Source organism: Acinetobacter sp. L-24 (assembly GCF_056857555.1).
The window spans coordinates 127,600-154,128 of sequence record NZ_JBSXNI010000040.1; the positions used below are offsets into that span (position 1 = coordinate 127,600).

The 26,529-nt window shown below is 41.8% G+C and carries 23 protein-coding genes; 6 read left to right on the top strand and 17 right to left on the bottom strand.

Annotation, left to right across the window (positions count from 1 at the left end):
* Positions 1-3: 3 nt before the first annotated feature.
* From rpsP to ispH, 9 genes are all read right to left on the bottom strand, one after another.
* A complete protein-coding gene (gene rpsP, locus AC13CK_RS07280) occupies positions 4-261 on the bottom strand; it encodes a 30S ribosomal protein S16 (RefSeq protein WP_085064356.1) in 258 nt (85 codons plus the stop codon).
* A 138-nt stretch (positions 262-399) separates the two neighbouring features.
* The gene (locus AC13CK_RS07285) at positions 400-867 is read right to left on the bottom strand and encodes a type IV pilin protein (RefSeq protein WP_224216230.1); all 468 of its coding nucleotides are present in this window, start codon (positions 865-867) and stop codon (positions 400-402) included.
* Entirely contained in the window at positions 861-1,376 is a 516-nt protein-coding gene (locus tag AC13CK_RS07290; RefSeq protein ID WP_244782754.1) for a type IV pilin protein, read from the bottom strand. The genes AC13CK_RS07285 and AC13CK_RS07290 overlap by 7 nt, the downstream gene beginning before the upstream one ends.
* Before the next feature lie 10 nt (positions 1,377-1,386).
* Complete coding sequence (locus AC13CK_RS07295) at positions 1,387-5,460, bottom strand: pilus assembly protein (protein ID WP_425879415.1); 4,074 nt, start codon at positions 5,458-5,460, stop codon at positions 1,387-1,389.
* Between the two features lie 10 nt (positions 5,461-5,470).
* Complete coding sequence (locus AC13CK_RS07300) at positions 5,471-6,217, bottom strand: pilus assembly PilX family protein (RefSeq protein WP_048881777.1); 747 nt, start codon at positions 6,215-6,217, stop codon at positions 5,471-5,473.
* Complete coding sequence (locus tag AC13CK_RS07305) at positions 6,214-7,167, bottom strand: PilW family protein (RefSeq protein ID WP_053215401.1); 954 nt, start codon at positions 7,165-7,167, stop codon at positions 6,214-6,216. The genes AC13CK_RS07300 and AC13CK_RS07305 overlap by 4 nt, the downstream gene beginning before the upstream one ends.
* A 2-nt stretch (positions 7,168-7,169) precedes the next feature.
* Positions 7,170-7,664 (bottom strand): type IV pilus modification protein PilV, encoded by a 495-nt coding sequence (gene pilV / locus AC13CK_RS07310; RefSeq protein WP_048881848.1) that lies wholly within the window; start codon positions 7,662-7,664, stop codon positions 7,170-7,172.
* Positions 7,664-8,176, bottom strand: a complete 513-nt coding sequence (locus AC13CK_RS07315) for a pilus assembly FimT family protein (protein ID WP_425879412.1) — start codon at positions 8,174-8,176, stop codon at positions 7,664-7,666. Before AC13CK_RS07315 ends, pilV begins: the two co-directional genes overlap by 1 nt.
* Before the next feature lie 162 nt (positions 8,177-8,338).
* Positions 8,339-9,289 carry a 4-hydroxy-3-methylbut-2-enyl diphosphate reductase gene (gene ispH, locus AC13CK_RS07320; RefSeq protein ID WP_425879410.1) on the bottom strand — a complete coding sequence of 317 codons (951 nt, stop codon included), beginning with the start codon at positions 9,287-9,289 and terminating at the stop codon, positions 8,339-8,341.
* Positions 9,290-9,422: 133 nt separating this feature from the next.
* Between ispH and gmk the strand changes: the two genes are divergently transcribed.
* From gmk to bfr, 6 genes are all read left to right on the top strand, one after another.
* Positions 9,423-10,046, top strand: a complete 624-nt coding sequence (gmk, locus tag AC13CK_RS07325; RefSeq protein WP_253147964.1) for a guanylate kinase — start codon at positions 9,423-9,425, stop codon at positions 10,044-10,046.
* Positions 10,047-10,122: 76 nt separating this feature from the next.
* The gene (gene rpoZ, locus AC13CK_RS07330) at positions 10,123-10,401 is read left to right on the top strand and encodes a DNA-directed RNA polymerase subunit omega (RefSeq protein WP_325755078.1); all 279 of its coding nucleotides are present in this window, start codon (positions 10,123-10,125) and stop codon (positions 10,399-10,401) included.
* Positions 10,402-10,619: 218 nt separating this feature from the next.
* Positions 10,620-12,725: a RelA/SpoT family protein gene (locus AC13CK_RS07335; protein ID WP_325755077.1), complete on the top strand. Its 2,106-nt coding sequence runs from the start codon at positions 10,620-10,622 to the stop codon at positions 12,723-12,725.
* Positions 12,726-12,800: 75 nt separating this feature from the next.
* The gene (locus AC13CK_RS07340; RefSeq protein WP_004644973.1) at positions 12,801-13,184 is read left to right on the top strand and encodes a RidA family protein; all 384 of its coding nucleotides are present in this window, start codon (positions 12,801-12,803) and stop codon (positions 13,182-13,184) included.
* Positions 13,185-13,404: 220 nt separating this feature from the next.
* Entirely contained in the window at positions 13,405-13,599 is a 195-nt protein-coding gene (locus tag AC13CK_RS07345) for a bacterioferritin-associated ferredoxin (protein ID WP_325755075.1), read from the top strand.
* Between the two features lie 239 nt (positions 13,600-13,838).
* Positions 13,839-14,303, top strand: a complete 465-nt coding sequence (bfr, locus tag AC13CK_RS07350) for a heteropolymeric bacterioferritin subunit Bfr (RefSeq protein ID WP_005101322.1) — start codon at positions 13,839-13,841, stop codon at positions 14,301-14,303.
* A 50-nt stretch (positions 14,304-14,353) separates the two neighbouring features.
* Here bfr and AC13CK_RS07355 read toward each other — a convergent pair whose 3' ends face one another.
* The 8 genes from AC13CK_RS07355 to gltB form a co-directional block, all read right to left on the bottom strand.
* Positions 14,354-15,988, bottom strand: a complete 1,635-nt coding sequence (locus tag AC13CK_RS07355; protein WP_482831043.1) for a PglL family O-oligosaccharyltransferase — start codon at positions 15,986-15,988, stop codon at positions 14,354-14,356.
* A gap of 120 nt (positions 15,989-16,108) precedes the next feature.
* Positions 16,109-17,383 (bottom strand): O-antigen ligase family protein, encoded by a 1,275-nt coding sequence (locus AC13CK_RS07360; protein WP_425879402.1) that lies wholly within the window; start codon positions 17,381-17,383, stop codon positions 16,109-16,111.
* Complete coding sequence (locus tag AC13CK_RS07365) at positions 17,383-17,808, bottom strand: pilin (RefSeq protein ID WP_425879400.1); 426 nt, start codon at positions 17,806-17,808, stop codon at positions 17,383-17,385. The genes AC13CK_RS07360 and AC13CK_RS07365 overlap by 1 nt, the downstream gene beginning before the upstream one ends.
* Positions 17,809-18,019: 211 nt before the next feature.
* A complete protein-coding gene (locus AC13CK_RS07370; protein ID WP_425879399.1) occupies positions 18,020-18,580 on the bottom strand; it encodes a TPM domain-containing protein in 561 nt (186 codons plus the stop codon).
* Positions 18,574-19,617 (bottom strand): TPM domain-containing protein, encoded by a 1,044-nt coding sequence (locus tag AC13CK_RS07375; RefSeq protein WP_425879397.1) that lies wholly within the window; start codon positions 19,615-19,617, stop codon positions 18,574-18,576. The genes AC13CK_RS07370 and AC13CK_RS07375 overlap by 7 nt, the downstream gene beginning before the upstream one ends.
* Before the next feature lie 29 nt (positions 19,618-19,646).
* On the bottom strand, positions 19,647-20,237 hold the full coding sequence (locus AC13CK_RS07380; protein WP_312586370.1) for a LemA family protein: 591 nt from the start codon (positions 20,235-20,237) through the stop codon (positions 19,647-19,649).
* Positions 20,238-20,420: 183 nt separating this feature from the next.
* Positions 20,421-21,842, bottom strand: coding sequence for an FAD-dependent oxidoreductase (locus tag AC13CK_RS07385; RefSeq protein WP_425879395.1), 1,422 nt, complete (start codon positions 21,840-21,842; stop codon positions 20,421-20,423).
* Positions 21,843-21,914: 72 nt separating this feature from the next.
* Complete coding sequence (gene gltB / locus AC13CK_RS07390; RefSeq protein ID WP_425879393.1) at positions 21,915-26,390, bottom strand: glutamate synthase large subunit; 4,476 nt, start codon at positions 26,388-26,390, stop codon at positions 21,915-21,917.
* Positions 26,391-26,529: the final 139 nt, after the last annotated feature.

Here is a 26,529-nt window from a genome sequence, read left to right on the forward strand (position 1 = left end):
AAATTATGCAGCAACTGCAGCTTTTTTAGCTTGAGCAGCTAAAGAAGCAACACGATCAGAAGGTTGAGCACCTTGAGAAACCCAGTGAGCAAAACGTTCAGCATCTAAACGAAGTTTCTCTGCTTTACCTTGAGCTGTAGGGTTGAAGAAACCGATACGTTCGATGAAACGACCGTCACGTGCATTACGGCTATCAGTCACAATGATTTGATAGAACGGACGTTTTTTAGCACCACCGCGTGCAAGACGAATAACAACCATGATAGAACCTTATAGTTTTTACGGATTATCCTTGTACCGACCATCGATACAGCTCAAACCCCTTTCATAGAGGGCAGTATTTTACTTGAACTTTGCCCTGAATGAAAGATTAAAAGTGGGTTGGCTACAATTTTGAATTTAGCGACCGTCCCAGTTTGAATTTACTGCTAAAGCACTACCACAGGCACTGGCAGTTGCTGTTACTTTTGACCAGTAACGTTGACCAGTATCATCCAAACAACTTACCCCATCATTCTTCTGACTTCCTGTGGGTGAAGGTACAGCACTTAGCACCCAGCTTGTTGCTGCTGTATTAAAACTTAAATTAAGTGTATACAAACCATTTTGAGATAAAGGAGTAGCTGAAGGAAAGCCTAACTTAGTTAAATCAATCGCAGTTGTTGCATTAATCTTATAGTTAAAATTAGTTGACTTGTATTGTTGCAATCTACTTGCTATGTCAATTAACTCGGCCTGTACCTCTGTACGCTTTGTCTTTCTTACATGCTCCTGATAAGAAGGAAGAGCTACTGCTGCAAGAATAGCAATAACCGCTACCACTAACATCAGTTCAATAAGAGTAAATCCTAACCGGTTTCTTACCATGTACTCACCCCTCCTGTGCCACACCCTGTATAAGATACATTTGCTCTAGTCTGATTTTTACACTGGATTCCTGTACTCGTCATAAGAAAGGTAAAATTATTCGGATCTTGGCTTTCTGCTTTAATAGCCCATCTTTGTCCGAGCGCATTAGTATTGGTTAAAAGTTTGGCACTCTCCGTTCCATCTCGAATTGAAATAATATATTTGACAGCAGTTCCAGTACTATTTAAAGGTAGGTTTAGCTGCGCGTTAGTTGTGCTATAACCAATTAAATTTCCACTATTATCTTTATACAAATAGCTAGGATCAAAACCTAAATAGCTGAAATTTTTACCTTTATGACGCTCCAACTGCTCTGCTAGCTTTTGTATTTCCTGCTGGGCCTGACCAGCGATTGCCTTTCGGGTATGAGTCTGATAGCTCGGGATTGCAATCGTGGCAAGAATAGCCACAATTGCAACCACCACCATTAATTCAATTAATGTAAATCCTTGTTGCGGCATACGCATAGTCCAATGATTATTGTGCATATTTTTCATACCAACGATTTGGAATAAAACGTAAGGAACCGCCTGTTTCCAGGAACTTTCCATTTGCTCCACATGCCGCACCTTTACATGGACTACAGTTAGGTCCTGAGCAAACATCATTTGGATCAGGTACCACCAGACTCCGTTTATTTGGATCATTATCTGTACTGCCCACATTTGGACTTACAATCCCTGATCCTAAATTATAAGTGTAATTCGCATCCTGCTTACATACACCTGTTGGCAAACATAAACGCTGTGTAAAACTATGCCCTTTTACCCCAGCACCACAACTTGAAGTAGTACCATTATTAGATGCGTCATATTGAGTAACATATAGACTACCCTCTAAAGCAATTGGAGTAGTTAGACCTTTAATAATGTTTGCTGCAGCTTCACTACCATCAAACTTTTTATTAAACACATAATACCAGCCTCCCCACCCACTAGTTTTATTTACTGTAGTTGAAGACGTAGCGTTATTGACATATCTCAGCTGGGTAGGGGCTGGACTGGTAGCGGAGCTACTAGCCAATGTTCTTGCTTCCATATTTGAAGTTGGATAACGTCCTTCAGCAGTACTTGGATAAGCATCATAATCATAGATCGCATAGGCAGCATCGTATTGTAAACCTAGAGGATCTTTCTTCTGTGCCGAATCTACTGTACCTACCAATGGCGAACTCTGATTACCAGACACAAAGGTAGCGACTACAATATTTCCGCCATAAATAGCATTACTACCTGCGCTATAGTGAGCCGTGAAGGCTGGCATCGTATAAAAACGCGGACTAGTACCATTATTTTGATGCAGATTTAAAATCCTGTTAGCTTGTGCAGTAAATGTCGTCGCACCATCATTCTTGAAATCCACCCTAAACGCTTGTCCCGCAAGATCACCAAAATATAAATGGTCAATCACCCCATCATTATTACGGTCTACAGTACGAATCTGACTTACAACACTATATTTTAAGTGATCATTAGTACTAGAGTCTGCATTCCATAATAGATCCCCGGTATCAGCATCAAACATATACACTCCTGCACCAATTTCTTTATTGGTTGAAGTGGCATTTTCCTGTTTGTAATTGTAGATTTCATATCCAGCATAACCCGTACGGATACCATTGACCTTCAAACCATCTCCATCAACTCCACCCGCATCGTACCCTCCTCCGACAATCATGACGAGTTTACGTTTGCCTTGCCAGTTAATATAGCCAAGGCTTGGTTTAGACCAGCTCTGGCCCATTTTACTTAATGCACTAAAAGACTTACCGGCAGGATTTTTTTGCGAATATACTTTGCCTGCGCTTGGATCAATATGGAATTTAATTTTTGGACTATTAATATCGGTTAGATCTAGGGCGTAATAACTACGTCCACCCATTCTCATTCCGCCATATACCCACTGCTTACCGCTCAGGTCCTCAGTTTTACCATCCAAGTCAGTACGAGAAGTTCCTTTTACAGTTAGAGTCCCATCACTTTTACTGACATAGATTGTGTGAGCAGTCCATTCGCCATCCATACCATAATAAAGAGCATCTTTCCCTCCCGCCAGATTTCCTCCTTCATTTTTGAAAGTTTCTGACTGACCTTCAATAATTTCTTTAGGAACAAAAGAAAATTTTTCTACCCCAGTCTCTGCATTTACAATATGGATCAAACCTTGAGTTGTCCCGAATAGCACATAATCTTCACGATTTGTACTACCAATACTGATTTTACCTGTATTGTTGTCTTTCTCAGCTACTGCCTTACCCTGCTGAGTAATCAGGATAGGTTTAGAATGCAGAATGCTTCCCATTTGTCTTACTGTAGCCGAATAGGTAGAAAGATCGAGATCAGTTGTAGAAATATCACTTGGAATATTGAAACCGAGCAAGCTCATTAAAGCTCTTGAATAAGTACCATCTGTTTTAGTCTTCGCATTAGTTGTATAAGTATGATCAATTTTGACTAGATCTAAATTACGAGAAACTTGCTCAGCTACAGGTTTAGTTCCATCATAACTATAGTCAGTTAAGAGAGTTCTCGCAGTTACTGAATTACCCGTTGTATTAGTACCAAGCCCTAAAGGAAGCTGACTTAAAGCTCCGCCTTTTTTAAATATTGGTGCATTTTCTGGATAACTCATCCCAGCTTTGGCCCAGATATCAGCTAAATCTTGCAATTTACTTTTTTTCACCACCACAGTTAAATCGCTAGGCGTTTTACTTGCATAAACTCCATTATTCACTACGTGGAACTTTTTCAAATTACCAAACCAGATTTGCTGACGCTCTACTGGATTTACTTTTGGCTCAAACTGTGGGAAGTAAGAATAAGGCTGTACAATTGCAGGGTTCAAATCATCTAATGGAATCGTTGATGACCCGGTACTCATAGATGGAATATCTTTATTCAATTCCTCAACGAACTTATTAATACTGTCTGAAATATCTTTAGAGTTAGAACCAGCTTTCCAGCCACCGCCACCCAGTACCCCCCAATCTTTTGCATCTTGTACGTCTGGGTTACTATCCCCATTGAAATCGCTACCAAACCCTACAACAGCAGTTTTAATTTTTAAACCGACAGGATTTTTTGCAGGATCTAGTAACGCTTGTGCATATCTACCGACACATGCCCAACCATTGTTACTGCTACCATATGGACCACGGTTACCTAAAGGGCTTAGACTACAATCAAATTGGGCTGACTGACTTCCTAATGTTGTATTCATAGCATTATATATATTAGTAGAATTCCCTCCAGGTGATGGTTCTCCATCTGTTAAAAAGTAAATTCCTTGTCCACTACACTCACGTTTTTCTGGATTATTAACTTGACCACTAATGGATTGAGGTGCCAAATAAGTTCGAGTTTTAGTTGTATCTTTAGCATCTACAACAGATAAATTAAATCCACTATAAGTATTATTATTTAAGGTAGGTTGCCCCATTAAATATGCAGCAGCTTCAGCATATGCATATGGTGTTGGTGTTCCTCCACTAGCTTTCAAATCTTTGATTGTAGAAAGGAGTAAATCTCGCTGTGTAATATTTTTTGTCACCCAAGTTTGTTTTTCAACTGTTCTTGTTTTGGTCACATTTTCATAAACTGGAACTTCAGTTGTTCCAGTTTGGTCTTTTTCGTAAAAAATTTTACAATTATCACCTTGGGTACAGGATTTGAATGGAAGCTTATCATTAAAATTAGTTGGCATGTCTTTTGAAGGAGCAGACCATGAACTACAAGCATACGGAGAAGTAGAATCCCAAGCATTCTTACAAGCTTGATAATAGGTTACAGGAACATCTCTTGTACAAGTAAAAATTAGGTAACATCTATAGGATTCTTTTTCTGTAACTGTATAACTAGCCCACCTTTCTTTATCAAAAGTATAGTTTTTTGTTGTTGTACCAACTTGAACCTTATCTATATATTCTTCTTCAACTAAAGTTGTCTCCAATACTTGGTAAGTACTTATAACTTCACTTAAAGGTCTTGCAGGTACTCGGATATAACCATTATCTCCAGCAAAGGTAGAAAGGCCTAGAACGATTTTATCACTCACCCGAGGTACAGTAGGGGTGCCCTGTAAAATTTCTCTTAACCCATCTTTTAACCGGGTTAAACGGTCATAGCATCGGTAACTACCATTAGGCTGTTTTTCACAACCCGTTTGAGGATCCTTGACTTTAGAACTAGCTGCACTAGCAGAAACTGCACAATAGTAACGTGAGTATAAAGGAGTCGTTGTTGTATCCTCTACTACATTATTTCTTGAGCCCACACATACACCATAATCATCCTGAATACTCATGGACGTATTACTGTATCCTACCCCATATCCCATACTGCCTGATAAATCGAGCATCAACATTAATGTAGTACTGCCTACACTATCTTCAGGCACCTTATAAATTTCAATATCACTTGCATAACTCATAGGGAGCGCAGCACATAATAAAGCAGTTAATACTGTAGAGATTCCCGCTACTTTAAATTTAGAGACAATCGTTTTTCGGAAAAATGGTGTCATATTCACTTGTTTTTTTATATATTTCATCATTAGCATTCCTTTACGATGTTCCTTTTACAGGTCTTAGGGTGTATTGCATTTCCTGATCGCTATAAGGCACATTATGATCCTTTAAACACTCTGCTACCGTCTTATTGGCGGCCAAAGAATCATAAAAACTTGTGTAATTGGATAAGCAGTTTTGGATATCTGTTGCAGAGCTTTCACTTAAATTTGGAATAATAGAAATAACGTTGACTGCCACTTTCTGGATCTGTTGAGTTTTTGATAGCTGGGCATCATCTCCTTCCAATAAATGTTCCCAATCCAGACCAGAACTATCCGCTCGAATGCCCACTCGCGTCATTACTGCTGAACGGCCACTAATGAAGTCTGATTTACGAGAAATTTTGCAAAAGCCGATATTTCCCAGTTGAGAATTTTTAATTTGACTACCTTCCCAATAGACAGCACTTGCATTCCGACTCCCCTCCAGAGTATTCGCATCCCCCCCACGAATACAGAATACAAGTTCTTTATCCTTATTTTCCGGTCTTAATACATAAGCCAGCATTCCATCCCCAATCCTCATATTGGTTAGCGCAAAATCATCAGAAGTCTGATTTTCCAAGCTAAAAAATATGGCATCAGAGGCTTGCTGAAGCAGGGCCTGTGCCTGCGTATTCGTAGCAATATTTAAGGAGGTTAAGCTTCCTCTGATTGCCCAGGTTCCCACTAAAGTTAATAGGATGAGCATAACCAGAACTACAATTAAAGTAGCTCCTCGCTGTATAGATAAAGCTTTCATTGAGGATTCTCCTGAATACCAAATCCATTTCTCAGTGCTACTGTTTGGGTAACTACTTGCCTCATATACAAATTATTTTTATTGTCAGCAATTAAAGGCTTATTAATATCAAAAATTTGATAGTTTTTATTTGGGTCAACAGCACTATTATTCCCCACACTATCTGGTGAACGCACCAGCATCCCTAATTGAAGAGATACAATCTGAGGTTTAGTTGCCAAAGCTAAATAATTAGGAATACTAATGTAGCCAAAACGATCCAGTACCCCATCCTGGCCTGCAACTGCTGGTGATTTGGTAGCATCAACAGTGTCACTGGCGACACCTAATAAAATGTGTAAATGGTCGACTCGAGGAATAATGACCTCACCGTTCCCATTTAAGTTATCAAGTTTAAGATCATTATCACCAGAATAGCTGGTAGCTTTACAGGCTAATGCTAAAGCAGCATTTGGATCATTATTTACCTTGCTATCTGCTCTTAAAAAATAACGTTCGACTACATATACATTTCTAGCAATTTCAGTACCTTCACAGTCATATTTATTATTAATAGTATTGCGATACTGGATCACCAGTTGATCGCTTTTTAATCCCTGTAAATTTGAAGGTCCGATATTTCCTGCTGTCATGAGGTTATTACTCGCATCAGCTCCAGTGATCTTAAACGTTGAATTGGTACTAAGATTAGCCCTATCTAAGACAATCCCCCCATGTAATATCGAGGGATCCATAATCGGTTTACCTGAGTTTAAATTCGCTAGACGTATATTGCGCAACATATATTCCAGGCCAAAACTGGCACTATTCTGCAAATTAGCTGCGCCTTGTTGTATAGCCATATTTTTTTGAGCGGTAATATAAAGTTGTATAGCTGCGGCTGTAATAAGTAATCCCAGCACAAGGGAAATCATAAGTTCGATAAGTGTAAAGCCAGATTGTGGTTTCATCCTTAATATGCCTCCATTACTAGGCATTGTGCGCCAGCTTTATATACTCCATTAGCCATACATGTAGAAATATCATCTTTTGTAATGGCTGTTTTTCCCCATGCAATATAAATACAGGTGCGACTGCTTCCTTCACACTGCTTCATCACAATCGTCTGCCCCAAACTTTCTGCCTTGCTTAAAATCTGTGTCGCATCATATTTGGCTATTTTTTGGCCATCACATGCAGGTACATAGGTAGAGCTACTTCCTAAACAGCCTGTTTCTGACTGTTTGGTGTTGATAGCAGTTACATAATGATTTAAAGCTAAACGATTAATGCGCATACGATCGGTCAAATCGCGAGCCACTGTCATGGCCATTGTTCGGTCAGTTGCTTCCGTCATCGCCTGAAGTGCACGGAGCTGCAATACCGAGAAACCGACTACTCCTACAGCTAAAATAAAAAGTGCTACCAATACTTCCATTAGTCCAACGCCATATTGTGATTTGATCATCAACATGCCCCTGCTTTATTTTCAATTTTTTCAATTACACCTGTTCTAGAAATACTGATTTCTTTTGAGGCAGCCAATTTCGTACTGCATACTGTAAAAACGAGTGGAACCACTTGATCAATTTTCTTAGGATTAGTAGTGTTATTTTCAGGTAGAAGTGGATTAAAGCTAGGATTATCAATTTGCTTGTTTCTTTTAGTGACTAAACCTATGGGCTGGAATACCACATCTGTCGTATCACTGGTAAGCCTTATATCACTATATTTAGAAGTCCAATGAAAAGTAGTTGCATCATTAGTGCCATTGTTAAATTTTATGGTTACCTGTTTACGCAGGGCGGCAGATTGAGCACGAGCTTGACCAAATAAATATGCAAGTTCTTTAGCAGTATTATTTAACTGTTGTTTTTTTATAGCATTTCCAAACGAAGGAGCAGCTATTCCTGCAATAATCGCCAATACCGCAATCGTCACCATCAGTTCAATTAAGGTAAATCCCTGGATTTTACGCATATTCCCCCTCCCCTAGGCCTTAGACTGACCCATGTAAACTATTACTTATTAAAATTACAATAACTACACACAACAGATAAAAGGTATAAAAAAACAGATAATTGCCAAAAAGCACTTATCTGTCAATTCATAAAAAACTCAGAATGTTAAATGCTTAACACTTTAGGCCTGAGTTACCGGAATACGTAACTCTTTAGGTAAACTAAAGGTAATATTTTCTTCTCGGCCATCCAACTCTTTGGGCGCTTGTGCACCCCAATCCTGCAAACGCTGAATCACCTGTTTGATCAGAATTTCCGGTGCAGAGGCGCCTGCTGTTACCCCAATCTGGGCATTTTCTGCAAACCACTCCTGTTTGAGTTGATCAGCATTATCCACCAGATAAGCAGCTTTCCCCATACGTTCAGCCAGTTCACGCAAACGGTTTGAATTAGAGGAATTGGGTGAACCCACAACAAGTACCACATCACAACGTTCTGCCAAGTCACGCACTGCATCCTGACGGTTCTGTGTAGCATAACAAATATCGTCTTTACGTGGACCTTGAATTAGCGGGAATTTTTGACGCAAGGCATCAATCACTTTCGCCGTATCGTCAATCGATAAGGTCGTTTGCGTGACAAAAGCGACTTTTTCAGGGTGATGCACGCTTAAGGCAGCGACATCTTCTTCATCTTCAACCAGATAAATCTCACCACCATTTTTCTTGTCATATTGCCCCATGGTGCCTTCAACTTCTGGATGGCCTTCATGACCAATCAGAATGGCCTCTACACCTTCACGGGCATATTTAGTCACTTCGATATGCACCTTGGTCACCAAGGGACAAGTCGCATCGAAGACTTTTAAACCACGACGCTCAGCTTCAAGCTGTACCGCTTTCGAAACCCCATGTGCGCTAAAAATCACAATATTGTTATCAGGGACTTCATCGAGTTCATCAACAAAAATTGCACCGCGCTGGCGTAAGTCATCTACGACAAATTTGTTGTGCACCACTTCATGACGCACATAAATCGGTGGGTTAAAGCATTCTAGGGCACGGTTCACGATCGCAATGGCACGATCTACACCAGCACAAAAACCACGTGGGTTGGCTAAAACAATTTCCATAGAATCCTCAATACTCACACCATTTTTAGCGGTTCAATTGAAATAAATGTAAACAATCGACTGACAACTATTTAGTTTAAAGCCGCTCTACTCTAAAATAGAGAAGATATTTTATCATATCAGGAAAAATATCATGTCGGGTCTCTTGTTTGTCGTTTCTGCAGCGTCTGGAACAGGCAAAACATCCCTTGTTAAAGCCCTACTTGAGCGTGTCAACAATCTTCACGTTTCTGTGTCACACACTACACGCGGTCAACGACCTGGCGAACTCGATGGCGTACACTATCATTTCTCAAATAAAGAAGATTTTTTAAATCTGGTCAATGAAGGCGGTTTTATCGAATACGCCGAAGTATTTGGTAATTACTACGGTACCGCGCAAGCCACAGTCAAAGAACAACTGGCCAAAGGTCATGATGTGCTACTGGAAATTGACTGGCAAGGTGCGCAACAGGTTCGTCGACTTTTTCCTGAATCTAAACAAATTTTTATCTTACCACCAAGCCAGTTCGACTTGCGTGAACGCCTGTCTAACCGTGGTACTGACGCAGTTGATGTGATTGAGCATCGTCTCAGCTGCGCGGTAGAAGATATGCAGCAATATAGTAACTTTGACTATATCATTATTAATGACGACTTTAATAAGGCGCTGCATGACCTAGAAGCGGTGATTATCGCCAACCGTCTGGTACTGAGTCAGCAAGCCAACCGTCATGAAAAACTGATCCAGAAACTGATTACGCCGACTGGGCAGTGATTAAAACTTGAGTCTATAGACAAAGCCTTTTATACTGTGCAGTCTGTTAAAATTTATTATTCAAACGAGAATTCTTATGGCACGCGTCACCGTTGAAGATTGTTTAGACCATGTAGACAACCGCTTTGAGCTTGTACTAGTGGCAAGCAAGCGCGCGCGTCAATTGGCACGTCAAGGTATTGAACCAACTGTAGAATGGGACAATGACAAACCGACTGTTGTTGCTTTACGTGAAATCGCTTCAGGTCATGTATCAAAAGACATTTTGAAACAACGTGATCAAGACTATCAAACATCAAGTCTGGATCTTGCACTTTCTGCAAATAATCTAAACTTAGACGGTTTTTCTTTCTAATAAGAGATCGTCACTTAAAAAGCCTAGTTCTAAACTAGGCTTTTTTTGTTATGTGACTTTTATATTTATGCCAGAACGGTTATAACATAAGGGTTAGCTATCAAGTTTGAATGGGTTTTCTGCTCTGTAGTAGCAAAAAACCATCAAGCCAGGAAATTCACATTTCTAGAATGCTTTCAGGTTTTATTTGTAAAAAATTCAGTTGAAAAAGGTGTTTTATGCCAGGCCCACAGGTCAGTCAAGCCAAGCAGCAGTTAGAGATCATTATCGATGCGTATTTAAGTGAAAGCGATGTCGAACGTGTGCTTGCGGCCTGTGATTATGCAGATATTGCCCATGACGGGATTGTGCGTAAAAGTGGCGAACCCTATATTTTGCATCCGATTGCGGTCAGCTGTATTCTGGCGCATATGCGTCTTGACCCTGAAACGCTGATGGCCGCACTGCTGCATGATGTGATTGAAGATACCGACTTTAACAAAGACGATATTACCGAGACTTTTGGTTTTACTGTAGCCGAACTGGTCGATGGCGTGACCAAACTGAGTCATTCCAGCGATAAAGAATATAATAAAGCCGCTTCATTCCGGAAAATTCTGCAAGCCACCTTACAAGATCCACGTGTCATTATTGTGAAACTGGCCGACCGCTATCACAACATGACTACCCTGGAGGCACTGCGTCCGGACAAACGCGCGCGTATTGCCCGCGAAACCTTTGAAATTTTTGTTCCGATGGCGCGTATTGTCGGCATGAATGAAATGGCCGATAACCTGGAACATCTTTGTTATCAGAATCTAGATCTGGATATGTATAACAATGTGCAGGCCGCCCTGCTGGAAACCAAGCCAAAACGCTGTGAATATCAGGCCAAATGGGAAAAGAACCTGACTGAACTGCTGCAACAGAATGCCATTCAGGGCCGGATTAAGAAGAAGAATAATAATATTGAGCTACTGCGCCACTTCGTTAAAAATGATATCGATCTACAAGAATTAACTCATAGCCATGCTTTTGAAATTATTTTACAGAGCATCGCGGACTGTGACCGACTGGCAGAAATCCTGACACAAAGTTTTAAAATCCAGAGTTATGAAGATCATATCCGCCGCCCATTACCGGGAGGCAACCAGTCCTTGATGATGCGCCTGAAAGGCGAAAAGACCACTTTGTCTTTGACTATTCAAACCGAACTCATGCGTAAAGCGGCACGTTTTGGCGTTGTACTCGGTGAAAGTGCGCCGCAAGCCTGCCGCTCTGCGATTCAGGCCTCGATGCAAAATCTGAATGTTCTGGTCGATGGTGAATGTGCCAAAACCACTTTCAGTGAACTACTGGATTATCTGCACCAAGAAAAAATCTGGGTCTATACTCCGCACGGCCATTTACATGAATTGCCGCAAGGTGCCACGGCGGTCGACTTTGCTTATGCCGCGAGTTTATTCCTGGGCAACCATGCGGTGGGTGCAAAAATTAATAATGAGACCAAACCACTGTCGACTCCTCTAGTCAGTGGTCAGGTGGTCGAAATTATTACCGATGTCCTTGCGACTCCGAACCCAGATTGGCTCAGTTTTATTAATACCCAGAAAGCTCGTCGTGCTATTCAGAATATTCTGCGTGATCAGGACCCAGACGAACAGCGTCTGGTCGGACAACAGGCTCTCAATCGTGCCTTGAAATTGTTCCATCGTTCCATTCGTGATCTGACTGAAGCAGACTGGAAAAACCTCTTAGAATGGCGCCATGTTTCCAGTAAAGAGCAGCTGTTTGAACAGATTGCAGTCGGTGATTTATTACCGCAACTGGTGGCCAACCATTTATTTGCCCAAGATCAGCATCAGAATATTGCCAGCTCAGACCGTCTGATTCAGGGAACGGAAGGTGTCGATGTCAAATATGCACATTGCTGCAATCCTGTGCTGGGTGATCCAATTCAGGGGCATTTGACCCGTCGCGGTCTGATTGTGCATCGTGCGCGCTGCCATAACCTGCTGCATGAACAGCATCAGCATCCAGAAAATATCATGTTGTTGCAGTGGACCTCTGATGATCTGGAAGATATCAGCTTTACTGCCTATCTCAGCATTGACCTGGACATGAATGACGAGCAGATTTCCGACCTGATTTACCAATGTCGTAAAGCGCATTCCGGGGTGGAAATGGTGCGCACTCAGGATGACAAAACTTACGTCAATATCGTGGTGCATAACCGTAAACAGATTGCACAGATTATCCGGGATTTACGCATGTATTTCGGTTTCCCGCGAATTATCCGTCTGGCACAGCCCGTTGTTTTCAGTGAAGCCTCTAAAGCGAGTTAATCATTTAAAACGATAGTGCTTTGATCGGCCGAATTGATCGAATATGATGTATGTCGATGATAAAAGGAGAAATTAATGTCCCGCCAAGTAATCCATACTGAAAATGCCCCTGCTGCGATTGGCACTTATTCGCAAGCCATTTTAGTGGGTGATACCTTATATCTATCAGGTCAAATTGGCCTGGATCCTTATAGTATGGAACTGGTTGAAGGCATTGAAGCTCAAATTCGCCGGGTGTTTGATAACTTAAAAGCAGTCTGTGAAGCCGCTGGTGGCTCTTTGGCAGATATCGCCAAACTGAATATTTTTCTGACCGACTTATCTCACTTTCAACTGGTCAATCAAATTATGGGGGAGTATTTTGCCCAACCCTATCCAGCACGTGCCGCTTTAGGTGTGGCCAGCCTGCCTAAAGATGCCTTGGTTGAAATGGATGGCATTGTCATCATTAATCAATAAGTTATAAAAATTACTCAATCCCCACCCTGCAATATCTCATTCTAAATCATGAATCGCTTTTGTGTGGAAATCCGAGCAGTACTTGGATTTCCACTCAGGTGGTGATTTTTTATCTAAATCATCAATCATGATAAAAGCTATTTCAAATGATTTTTATTGACAAACGATAACAATTATCAATAATATTACTTATCTTATTTAATCACTGTGGTTGTGTCCTATGTACGTTTGTCTATGCCGTGGCATTACAGATCAAGACATTAAAGATGCTATTGCAAATGGCGCTGAAAGTTATCGTGAGGTCCGCGATATGTTGGACTTGGGAACTTGCTGTGGCCGCTGTGCACCAGAAGCCCGTATGATCATCAGTGATGAAGTTTCACAAATTGCAGCACGGCTGGCAGTTGCAGCATAAATTTAGAAAGATTTCTCCCTATAAGCATAATGAAAAAAACAATGATCTTTGGTCATTACTCCTCCCCCGCCTTTGACTCTGGCGGGTTTTTATTGTCATTCATCTGAGTTCGGATCGATTCGATGTCGATTTTCATTTGCTGTTCCATAAATTACTCGCCATTTGCCCCTGACTTGCTTTACTATCAGCATTAGAGCGCTTTCTTAGAAAGATAAAACAGGTCCAAATGGAGTTATGCGATGAAAGGCAATCGTGATGTGATTAATCAGCTCAATCAGGTGTTGTATCACCACTTAACTGCCATTAACCAGTATTTCCTGCATTCGCGCATGTTTAATGACTGGGGCATTGAGAAACTGGGCTCGGCAGAATATAAAGAATCCATTGTTCAGATGAAACATGCCGATAAAATTATTGAACGTATTTTATTTTTGGAAGGTCTGCCGAATTTACAAAATCTGGGCAAACTGTATATCGGTCAGCATACTCAAGAAGTGCTGCATTGTGATGTGCGCAAAGTCAAAGAGAATATTGAAGCCATCCAGAAAGCTGTCGCACTGGCTGAAACCCAAATGGATTATGTGACGCGTGATCTGGTTCAGGAAATTCTAGAGAAAGAAGAAAATTATCTGGATTGGACAACGACACAAATTGATCTGATCGAAAGCATTGGCATTGAAAACTATATTCAAAGTCAGCTTTAAATTTAGAGTTTAGTTAAAGAAAAAGCCAGCATCTGCTGGCTTTTTTGTATTTAGCGAGGTACATCCTGCGTTAATTCTTTATAACTCATTTCAGTTTTCTGAATGATCTTTAAGCGTTCCAACTGATGCTTGGCTTCCGCCTCATAACCATTAAAAGCTAAGAGTTTGGCATATTTGATCAGGTTATATTTAGTCGGATAACTCAAGACCATTTGTTCACCTTCCAGAATCTGATCAGCAGATACTTTGCTATAAGGATTCAGACGAATCCAGGCAATGCGATTATTGAACTCTGTCAGAAGATAGATCTGTCTATTATCAGTTATTTCAGTTGAATATTTTTCATAACGCATACTATCTACAAGTTTAGAAACAGCTACATCATAATCTCGATAAATCAGCAGCAAGACTACCAAGCCAACTACCCAAGTCAGTTGCAAAGCAAATGTCGGTAAAGTAATAGTTTTGATCTTTGAATTTTGCGCTAAAACTGTACCCAGAATAAAACCCACAGGCAACAGGAAATAAGCATAGTGCTGCGGAAATTCAAACATGGCATGCGTGATAAATGTTCCAATCATCAAAATCCCAAGCACCGATTCCGGGGTATTCACCCATCTTTGCAACTGATAAGCCAAATAACCAAAATATGCCAAAAATGCTAGGCCAATGATTAATCCATTCCAGAGTAAAAAGTCCAGAATAAAATTATGCGCACTTCGAATCCAGACCGGGCCTTGTACGGTATCGCTGATCGAGACAAAAGCGACACTAGTCTGATACCAGCCATAGCCAAACCAAAGCTGTGCCTGAATTGCAGCTATCATTTGCTGCCAGATCGCAAGACGTGACATATCCCCGGTGGCACGCGATACGACATCCCGGCTTTGCACCACGTCTGTACCCATCGCTTGCGCAACTAACTGACTCAGTAATGGGAAAAAGGCAATACAAGAAATAAAGAAGATGAACCAAGCGGTACTGTAATACCACTTCAGGCGGATAATGCCTTTATATTGGTAGAACGCCAGATATAGCATAATCGCGATTGCAGCAACCCAAGCAGTACGTGACTGACTTAAAGCCGCTCCCATAACAATCACTGCAGCGCAGGCAAATAACCATTTGGTATGGATTTTTTTATTTTCATATAAGTAAAGGCAGCTCATCAAAGCCATGACTAAAAAAGTTGCCATATTATTTGGCTGAGCGAAATTAGCATAGGGCCGCTGATTACCGCTGATATTCACCATACCTGGCAAAGTCGCGTCCAAATTAGTCCACTGGCAAAGTGCGATAATGCCTGTGACTGTACCTGAAGCCAAAAACACATAGCTAAGGTTGGTAAAGGTTTTTTCCCGATTATAATCTCCTATTGAAAGGTTATAACCCAACACACTCACGAGCCAAAAACTAAAGACAAAAATAAAGCCCATCATGGCTGTGCTAAAGAAAAAGACCTGTCCTGTCAGAAAATGTATAAATGGTACACAGGTGAGTAACAATAGCGGCAGACTAACTACTGGAATTCTTAATTTTTCTTTTAGACAGATTGTAGCTAGCACAAATAATGCAAAAAATGCGTATAGCTCACCCGTATAAGTGACCCAAGGACGATAATGAACAGGCATAAGCCATGCAAGAGAGATGAGGATTGCTGCGATAAGAGCAAGCGTGAATTTCATAGAAATTTAAGGCAGTGAAGATTGGGCACATGATAAACAAAAAGCAGATTAAAAGGTAATCTGCTTCTTGAATGAAAAATAGTATTTGGTTCTAAGAGTGAAAATTTTTATAATATTTTTTCAAAAAAGCTGATAACCATACTCCCAAAAACGGGGTGGTGTTGAAGGTAAGCTTCCTGACAAGACAGAAGTGTTTAAAAATAAGTAAAAAAATACAAATGTAATTATAAGCCACACAACAAAATATATAATTTTAGTTAAAGTTGATTTTTTATTATTAAGTGAATTAAAATAAGCTGAATGCTTAAATTCTGGATTTTTAAGCAAGAAAACAAATAACCAAAGTAGTGCAAACTGAGTAATCGGGTAAATATGAATACCCGAGAATGATAAATCTATAGCTATTGCTATTAATGCTGCGATGACAAAATAGTTTTTTTTAAGGTTCAAGCTTATTTTTCTTAAAATACTAAAAACAATATAAGCCAAGAAAGAAAATCCTATTAAGCCTGTTTCAGTTAAAATTTGAATAAATAAATTATGGGGATGCGCTGATAAGCTTGGGTATTGATCTAATTGATAAAAACCACACCCTAAAATTGGACTTTGTAACCAACATTGAAATGCATTTAGCCAAAGATCATAACGACCACTTGTAGAATCTCTAGCAATAGATCTCAAACTAGAACCTGATTGACTTGAGAAATGTATAATTAAAAAATAAGCTAACCACGTTAAACTATATATAAATATTAATTTTAACCGAGCCGACCTATTGAATATGCAAATTAACCCAATAAAAACCGTATAAGCTAAAGTTGCTGAACGACCACCATCCAAAAGAATTGATAAGAAAGCTAAGAATATAAAACACAAGTAGATAATTTTATATTTTTCTTTTAAAAAAAACCAAATTGCAAAAATAGAGAATATCAAAAAATAGCTATTATAAACACGTATATTCCATGGTAAAGGATACCAATTTTGATATTTTCCTGTATTCAAATACTCCCATAAAGACACAGGGAAAAAAATAAAAATAAACAAACTAGAAAACACAATCAATTTAGATAGTATTTCATTATACTTTAAAACAAAAAATGCTCTATATAATAAATAAAATAATAATATTTCAAAAAAAATTATTTGATAATTAAGCCAAAAAAACAAGCCAAAGAAAATAAAAAATAAAAAAACTAACTCTTTTTTAAAAAAAAAATTTCCTTTATTTATAAAACTATAGAAACCTAAACCTAATAAAAGTAAAATTTCTAAAACTCGAGCTTCATTGTAGAAATTAAAACTCAATTGAATAGAAATTCCTAAAATAAAAATAAAAAAATAAAGAGCTATAAATAGCTCTTTATTTTTTAAATGTTTAACTGAGTCAAACATTAGGTTCCACGACACTCTGCTGGTAAATATTTAATATCAGTAGTACCAGATTTAGCACACTTCCAAGTTACACCATTTGCACTTGCAGTCGGAGTCAAGGTGAATGCCGCTGCTTTTGCTTTATTAGTCATTGTTACTGTTATTACACCTGTAGCGGGTGTACATGTCACTGACGCCACATTAGCAGTAGCTGTACTAACGTCAGTAAATCCTAGACAGTTATTTGCAGCTAGTGCACCACCATTATTTGAGATATTTTCACTAACAGTAGCTTTTACTGCTGATGCAGCAGTCATGCCTTCTGATACACGCGCACGAACTGTATAATCTTGATAAGCAGGAATCGCAATCGCAGCAAGAATACCGATAATTGCAACAACAATCATTAACTCAATAAGGGTAAAACCCTTTTGTACTGTATTCATAACATTCTCCACAAATGTTTTTGTTTATTTATAAGCTTAAAAGAAAAAGCTCATTCCGCTTATTTTATATTTAGCACTAAGTGTGCCAAGTTTTATTATAATAAAATTGAGAGAAAAAACAGCACTTTAAAAAAATATTTTTATTTTTTGTAATCTTTGTGTTTTATTTTGTGTAACTAACTGACAAATTTTGTCAGTTAGTTGACTAAAATCACCCCAGAATGATTGGTTTATTCCCTAATTCATTCTTTAAATCATCTATTTTTCGATCATAGTACTGATCTAGAATTTCTCCAATCTGCTTCACACCTTCAATTACACCTTCTTTAAACTCCTGCTGAGCCAGATTTTGAATGATGCTTTGGCATATTTCATCCCAGACTTGCTGGGTCGTGGCATTCTTAATTCCACGGTCAATCACGATTTCAACCTTATGTTCACAAAGATTCAAATACAGGAGTACTCCACTATTATATTCTGTATCCCAAACACCTATCTCGGCAAATAATTGCCGTGCTCGGCATAAAGTATCTTGATAATAAGCAGAGCGAGAAGGCAAGCAGCCTTCAATCACCACCTGAATCTCTCCGACATGGCCATGCTCGGCTTCTTCGACCGCAAGTGCAATTGCATACTGATCCTGCTTGGAAAAAAAGCGCTTGGTTGCAGGCATATAAAAGAAATGCTTTAGCCAGCGCTTAAAACTCGGCTGTGCATGTTCTTCCAGCTTAGGTTGCGTGACAATCTCTGTCGTATCTGTAGTTGTTACCATGAGCCTGATGCTCCTCCCCCGCCAAAACTGCCACCGCCACCGCCGAAGCCGCCGCCACCAAATCCACCACGGCCACTACCACCGCCCCGGCCGCCACCAGCTAAAAAGGCATGTAAAATCAGCTGGGCAATAGAGGTGACCAATAAAAAGAAAATACCTGCGCCAATCATTAGGCTAGCAACCAAGCCTAAGCCATTCACCAATCCTGCCGCTGTACCTGCCACCGCTGCAGTTGCTGCGCTCAGACGTTTACCAAAGATCATGGAGCCAATAACACCTGCAACAATAATAAAGATGACACTCCCAAAAGTAGCTTGCGATGCTTTTTGAGCTTGATAGGCTTGTTCCTGACGTTCTTTGATTTCATCCGCGGCCTGTGCAGCAATTTCAGGATCTAAATTTAAAATACGTTCAATTTCGGTTAGTCCAGAATCAATGCCTTGCGCATATTGGCCTTGCTTAAAAAATGGCGTAATTTTGTCATGAATAATTCGACCTGCCACTATGTCAGGTAGTACACCCTCCAGACCATAACCGGTCAAAATTTGAATACGGCGATCATTAATGGCAATCGTCATCAACAAACCATTGTCGCGCTTGGCTGAACCCAGCTGCCAGGCTTCAGCAACGCGCATGGAGTAATCAAAAATATCTTCCTGCCCCGTGGTTGGAACAATGACTACACCTATTTGCCCTTTGCCTTCATTATAAAGTTTTAGAATGCGCTGACTGAGTTGCTGTTTTTCAGTGGGACTGAGTAAATTTGCCTGATCAATAACTGGTTCATTCAGGCTGGGCAAGTCGCGCTGAAGCTGCCCTTCAGCCATGTCATTGACAATTTGTGGCTGTGATGCTGCTGCAGTTTCTGTATTTTGGGCTGGAGTATTTTGATTATTTTTAGGCTGTAAGATTTCACGGGCTACGATGACTTCTTCAGTATCTGTAGCCGTCGCCGTTTCTGCTGAAACAAGTGTTGTCATTCCCATGCCCAGCATGAGAAGCAAACCAGCACAGTATTTCAGCAGCATCTCGAACATCTGATTCCTCACTTATTTAAAGATCTTACTTATTCAAAGGAAACCGTGGGAGCTTTCTGTGCACTTTGCTCGGCGCTAAAGTTCGGTTTGGTGTCCATGCCAATCACTTTAGCCGTCATCACCTGCGGGAACTGACGCGCATAAGAGTTAAAGTCCTGAACCGTTGTGATATAACGGTTACGTGCAACGGCAATCCGGTTTTCAGTGCCTTCCAGCTGGACCTGCAAATCACGGAACTGCTGGTTGGCTTTCAAATCAGGATAGTTTTCAGTTACTACCAGCAGACGTGACAAGGCACTGGTCATTTGCGATTGAGCTTCCTGATAGCGCTGGAATAGTTCAGGATTCTCTAGGACCTCTTTATCGACTTTTAAGCCGGCAACATTGGCACGTGCCTGAGTCACTTCGGTGAGCACCTGTTCTTCATGTGCAGCATAACCTTTCACGACATTGACCAGATTCGGCACCAGATCGGCACGGCGTTGGTACTGGTTCTGCACTTCTGACCATGCAGCCGTCACCGCTTCATCTTTAACCTGTAAGGTGTTATAGCCACAACCCGTCAGCGTGAGGGTACTGGCCAGCATCAAGGCGATAAGAGATTGTTTGAATACACGCATGATATCTTCTCCTCAATTATTTATTAATATTTATATAATTAATTTGATTTTAAACAGTATTTTCTAAAGTTTTGTTACTTTTTATAATCTTTTTTAATGGGCTCTCTTCAAGTTAGACAATATCCAAAAACAAAAAACCCGCCGTAGCGGGTTGTTTACATAACTTCAGTGAATTTTCAACTGTTAAACATCCAGATAATCCAGAATCCCTTCAGCTGCCTGACGGCCTTCCCAGATTGCAGTTACTACAAGATCTGAACCACGTACCATATCACCACCAGCGAAGATTTTTGGATTCGAGGTCTGGAATTTATATTGCTGCTGCTCAGCGGCAACGACACGACCTGAACCATCCAGATTAATTTCCACATCGGTGAACCAGTCAGCTGGGCTGGTACGGAAACCAAAAGCAAGCAGGACTGCATCCGCTGGAAGAGTTTCTTCTGAACCCGGAATCGGCTCTGGACTACGGCGACCACGACTGTCTGGCTCACCTAGCTGAGTAGTAATAAATTTCACGCCAGTAACTTTGCCATTTTCACCGACAATCTCGATAGGCTGACGGTTGAACTGGAAACTTACCCCTTCTTCACGCGCATTTTGCACTTCACGGCGTGAACCTGGCATATTTTCTTCATCACGACGATAAGCACACATCACAGATTCAGCACCTTGACGAATTGAGGTACGGTTACAGTCCATAGCTGTATCACCACCGCCTAAAACGATGACTTTCTTGCCTTCAACACTGATATATTCAGACGGATCTTTTTCCCAGCCTTGGCAACGGTTGACATTGGCAATCAGGAAGTCCAGCGCATCGTAAACACCATCTAGATCTTCACCGGCAAAACCACCTTTCATGTAAGTGTATGTTCCCATACCCATAAATACCGCATCATAATCTGCAAGTAACTGGTCGATGGTCACATCTGTACCAATCTCAGTGTTCAGACGGAATTCCACCCCCATACCCGTGAAGATTTCACGGCGGCGTTTCATTACGTCTTTTTCCATTTTGAATTCTGGAATACCAAAAGTCAGCAAACCACCGATTTCCGGACGCTTGTCAAATACCACAGGTTTTACCCCGTTACGCACCAGAATATCTGCACAGCCAAGTCCGGCAGGACCTGCACCAATGATCGCAACTTTTTTGTCTGTCCATTTCACATTGGACATATCTGGACGCCAGCCCAATGCAAAGGCAGTGTCGTTGATATATTTTTCGGCATTACCAATCGTCACCGCACCGAAACCGTCGTTCAGGGTACACGCCCCTTCACACAGACGGTCTTGCGGACAGACACGACCACAGACTTCTGGCAAGGTATTGGTCTGGTGACATAGTTCAGCCGCCTGGAACAGACGTCCTTCAGACACCAGTTTTAACCAGTTTGGAATGTAGTTATGTACCGGACATTTCCACTCACAGTACGGGTTACCACAGCCTAGGCAGCGATGCGTCTGATTGGCTGCAATTTCCGCTGTATAAGGCTTATAAATTTCCACAAATTCTGCTTTGCGGACATCAATCTCTTTTTTCTCTGGGTCTTGGCGTGCGACATCCAGGAATTGAAAGTCATTATTCAGGCGTTCTGCCATGTCTCTCTCCGTGGGGAGATGTAAGGGGTTCACAGTTGCCTTACATCTGCCTATGTTTCTGCAGTAGTGGAATTATTGTGGATCAGCTTGAGTGGTTTTCAACAGCGTTTGCAAGTTGGCTGCTTTTGGTTTTACCAACCAGAACTTGCGGCTGTAGAAGTCAAACTCATGGCGGATCTTGTACGCCCAAGCACTACCCGTTTCTTTAATATGTTCATCCAGGATACGACCCAGGAAGGCTTTGTGCTCTTCCATCGCTTCGGTGGAAATACGATTCAGCTCAATCAGTTCGTGGTTATAATGATCAACGAAGTCATTATCCAGATCAAGTACATAAGCAAAACCACCAGTCATACCCGCACCGAAGTTATGTCCGACTTTACCCAGCACTGTCACAATACCGCCGGTCATATATTCACAGCAGTGATCACCTGCACCTTCAATCACGGCAAATGCACCCGAGTTACGCACCGCGAAACGCTCGCCCGCTGTACCCGCGGCATATAACTTACCGCCAGTCGCACCGTATAAACAGGTGTTCCCAATAATCGCGGTATTTTGGGTCTGGAATGGTGAACCTTTTGGCGGGAAGATCGAGATGCGACCGCCAGCCATGCCTTTACCGACATAATCATTGGCATCGCCTTCTAGGCTGATATGCAGACCACCGGCATTCCAGACACCTAGTGACTGGCCTGCAGTACCATTCAGGTGAACTTTCACCGGATGGGCTTCCATGCTCAGGTTGCCATAGCGTTTTGCAATTTCACCAGACAGACGAGCACCAATCGAACGGTCACAGTTACCGATCGTAAAGCTATATTCACCGCCAGTTCCTGCTTCGATGGCAGGTAGAATCTCATCTACCATTTTCTCTGCCAGAATACCTTTATCAAACGGTGCATTGCCCTGAACTTCACAGTACTGTGCTTTACCTTCAGCTGCCGGATGCGACTCTAGCAGTTTGCTTAAATCAAGGTGTGCATGCTTTGCAGTTTCACCTGGCAAGACTTCCAGCAGATCCGTACGGCCAATCAGGTCTTTCAGACTCGATACACCGAGTGCCGCCAACCATTCACGGGTTTCTTCAGCAATAAAAGTGAAGAAGTTAATCAGCATTTGTGGCTCGCCAATATAATGCTCTTGACGTAAATGATCTTGTTGAGTCGCAACACCGGTTGCACAGTTATTCAAGTGGCAGATACGCAGGTATTTACAACCCAATGCGATCATTGGGGTTGAACCAAAGCCAAAGCTTTCTGCACCCAGAATTGCTGCTTTTACGACATCCAGACCGGTTTTTAAACCACCATCTGTCTGTACGCGAACTTTACCACGCAGGTCATTAACACGAAGGGCCTGATGCGCTTCAGAAAGACCAAGCTCCCACGGTGAACCTGCATGATGAATTGAAGAAAGTGGAGAAGCCGCTGTACCGCCATCATAACCAGAAATAGTAATGAAATCGGCATAGGCTTTCGCTACACCCGCCGCAATCGTACCGACACCCGGTTCAGAAACCAGCTTAACTGACACCATCGCCTGTGGGTTAACCTGTTTTAAATCAAAGATCAACTGTGATAAATCTTCAATTGAATAGATGTCGTGATGCGGAGGTGGCGAAATCAGCGTTACACCCGGTACAGAGTAACGTAAACGGGCAATGAGACCATTTACTTTACCACCCGGCAACTGACCACCTTCACCTGGTTTTGCACCTTGCGCGACTTTAATTTGAAGGACTTCTGCAGACGTTAAGTAAGCAGGGGTCACACCAAAACGGCCCGATGCAATTTGTTTGATTTTCGAGTTACGGATGGTACCGTAACGCGCTGGATCTTCACCGCCCTCACCTGAGTTCGAGCGACCACCAATCGTGTTCATGGCAATCGCAATCGCTTCATGAGCTTCAGGCGACAATGCACCCAAAGACATACCCGCAGAGTCAAAGCGAGGCAGGATATCTTCCACAGATTCCACTTGTTCGACTGGAATCGAGTTATCTGTTTTGAGCTTGAACAGGTCACGAATCGTCGCAATTGGACGCTTGTTCACCAGTTCAGCATATTCTTTAAAGTCGGCATAATTACCCGAACGCACTGCTTTATGTAGCGAGTTGATCACGTCTGGGTTAAAGGCATGATATTCCTTGCCAAAGACAAACTTCAGCAAACCGCCCTGATCAATTGGCTTACGGTTTTTCCAAGCAATATCCGCCAACTGTTTCTGATCATTTTCAAGGTCGACAAAAGTAGCACCCTGAATACGGCTTGGTACACCAATAAAGCATTTATCCACTACTTCATTGGATAAACCCACTGCTTCAAACAGCTGACCACCACGGTAAGAGGCAACCGTAGAAATACCCATTTTCGATAGAACTTTCAGTAGACCTTTTTCAATCCCCTTACGGAAATTGTTTTGTGCATAAATTGGATCACCCAATAATTCGCCTTTCGCGACCAGATCATTGATTACGTCATAAGCCAGGTACGGGTAGATGGCTGTCGCACCAAAACCAAGAAGCACCGCGAACTGATGTGGATCACGGGCAAAACCGGTTTCAATAATCAAGTTGGCATCTGTACGTAGACCAGTATTGATCAGGTAATGATGCACTGCACCAGTAATCATGAAAGCATTGGCAGGCAAGTAACCTTCACGGATTTTCTTGTCGGAAAGCACCAGTAGGGTTTTGCCATCACGAATGGCTTGTGCAGATTCTTCACAGATACGTGCAATCGCTGCTTCCAGACCTTCGGTTTCAGCATAGTTCAGGTCGATATCTGCAATTTCATAACCGGCACGACCCAGGGTACGGATCTGATGCATTTTCGAATTAGACAGTACAGGGCTGGAAATGATCAAGCGGTCTGCATGTTCAGGCCCCTGTTCAAATACATTTTGTTCACGACCTAAACAGGTTTCCAGTGACATCACAATCGATTCACGTAACGGATCGATTGGCGGGTTGGTCACCTGTGCAAACTGCTGCCGGAAATAATCCGACACATGGCGCACCTGACGTGACAATACTGCCATTGGAGTATCATCACCCATTGAGCCTACAGCTTCCTGACCGCTTTCAGCAATCGGACGCAACAACTGGTCACGCTCTTCAAAGGTCACCATGAACATTTTTTGTGCCGCTTTCAGGCCATCGCCTTTTAAGCCTTGATCACATAAATATTCTTCCAGCTCTGGACTACCTTGCAAACGCACAGAATTTTCACGTAACCATTCACGGTATGGACGCATACGTTTCAGATGATTATTGACATCTTGAGTATCCAGCACCTTACCGGTTTGCGTATCAATGACCAGCATTTGGCCAGGACCGACACGGCCTTTAGAAATCACATCTTCAGGTTGATAACCCCAGACACCAATTTCAGAAGCCAGCGTGATATAACCATTCTTGGTGATGACCCAACGCGCAGGACGCAGACCGTTACGATCCAGCATACAGATCGCATGTCGGCCATCCTGAATCACCAGACCAGCCGGGCCATCCCAAGCTTCCATATGTTTTGAGTTGAATTCATAGAAAGCACGCAGATCAGCATCTAAGGTTTCCACATTTTGCCAAGCAGGCGGAACCAGCATACGGAGTGCACGGAACAGATCCATGCCGCCACCCACCAGAATCTCCAGCATGTTGTCCAGGCTTGAAGAATCTGAACCGGTACGGTTCACAATTGGATTCAGTTCAGTTAAACCTGGCAATAATGGATTTTCAAATTTCGGCACACGCGCCATGGCCCAGTTACGATTCGCAGTAATGGTATTGATTTCACCATTGTGCGCCAGGTAACGGAACGGTTGTGCCAAAGGCCAGCGAGGCAAGGTATTGGTCGAGAAGCGCTGATGGAAGACCACGATATGCGATTCCAAACGTGGATCAGCCAGATCTGTATAAAAATCTGCAATCGCTTCCGGCATCATCAAGCCTTTATAGCTGATCACCGTTGAACATAAGGTAGTGACATAGAAAGACGTATCATTCACCAACAGTTGTTCTGCACGACGGCGTGCCAGGAATAACTTACGGTTAAATTCAACCTCAGTCACCCCCATTGGACAGTTAACAATAATCTGTTCAAATGCCGGCATCGATTGCAATGCAATTTCACCCAGTGCATCGACATTGGTCGGAATTACACGCCAAGCCAGAACGATTAAACCTTCAGCTTCAATCTCTTTGTTTAAGACCTGTTTGGCATGAGCAGCAAGCGCAGGATCAAGATTTAGAAACACCGAACCCACAGCAAACACTTCACTTAAGGTGGTATCGCTTAAGCGTTTTGCTTCTTCACGGAAGAATTTTTTCGGCATCGCCAAGAGCAAACCACAACCATCCCCGGTTTTGCCATCCGCGGCAATACCACCACGATGGGTCATACAACTCAAACTATGAATCGCGGTCTTGACGAGATCATGGCTAGCATCACCCTGCATATGGGCGATCAAACCGAAACCACAGTTATCTTTAAACTCATCCGGTTGGTATAAACCTTGAGCGGGAGCTACATTGTTAGGCGATGGCATGTGCATAGCGTACCCTTCTTTCACTAAGCCTCAACAGGCTATTAAACAATCTAAATTTTTCTCTGCGCTGGCGTCTAATGGACTTTCGAAGACCGTCTTGGTAGAGCAAAAGCATTTTTCTTTATTTCTTCAGATTAGT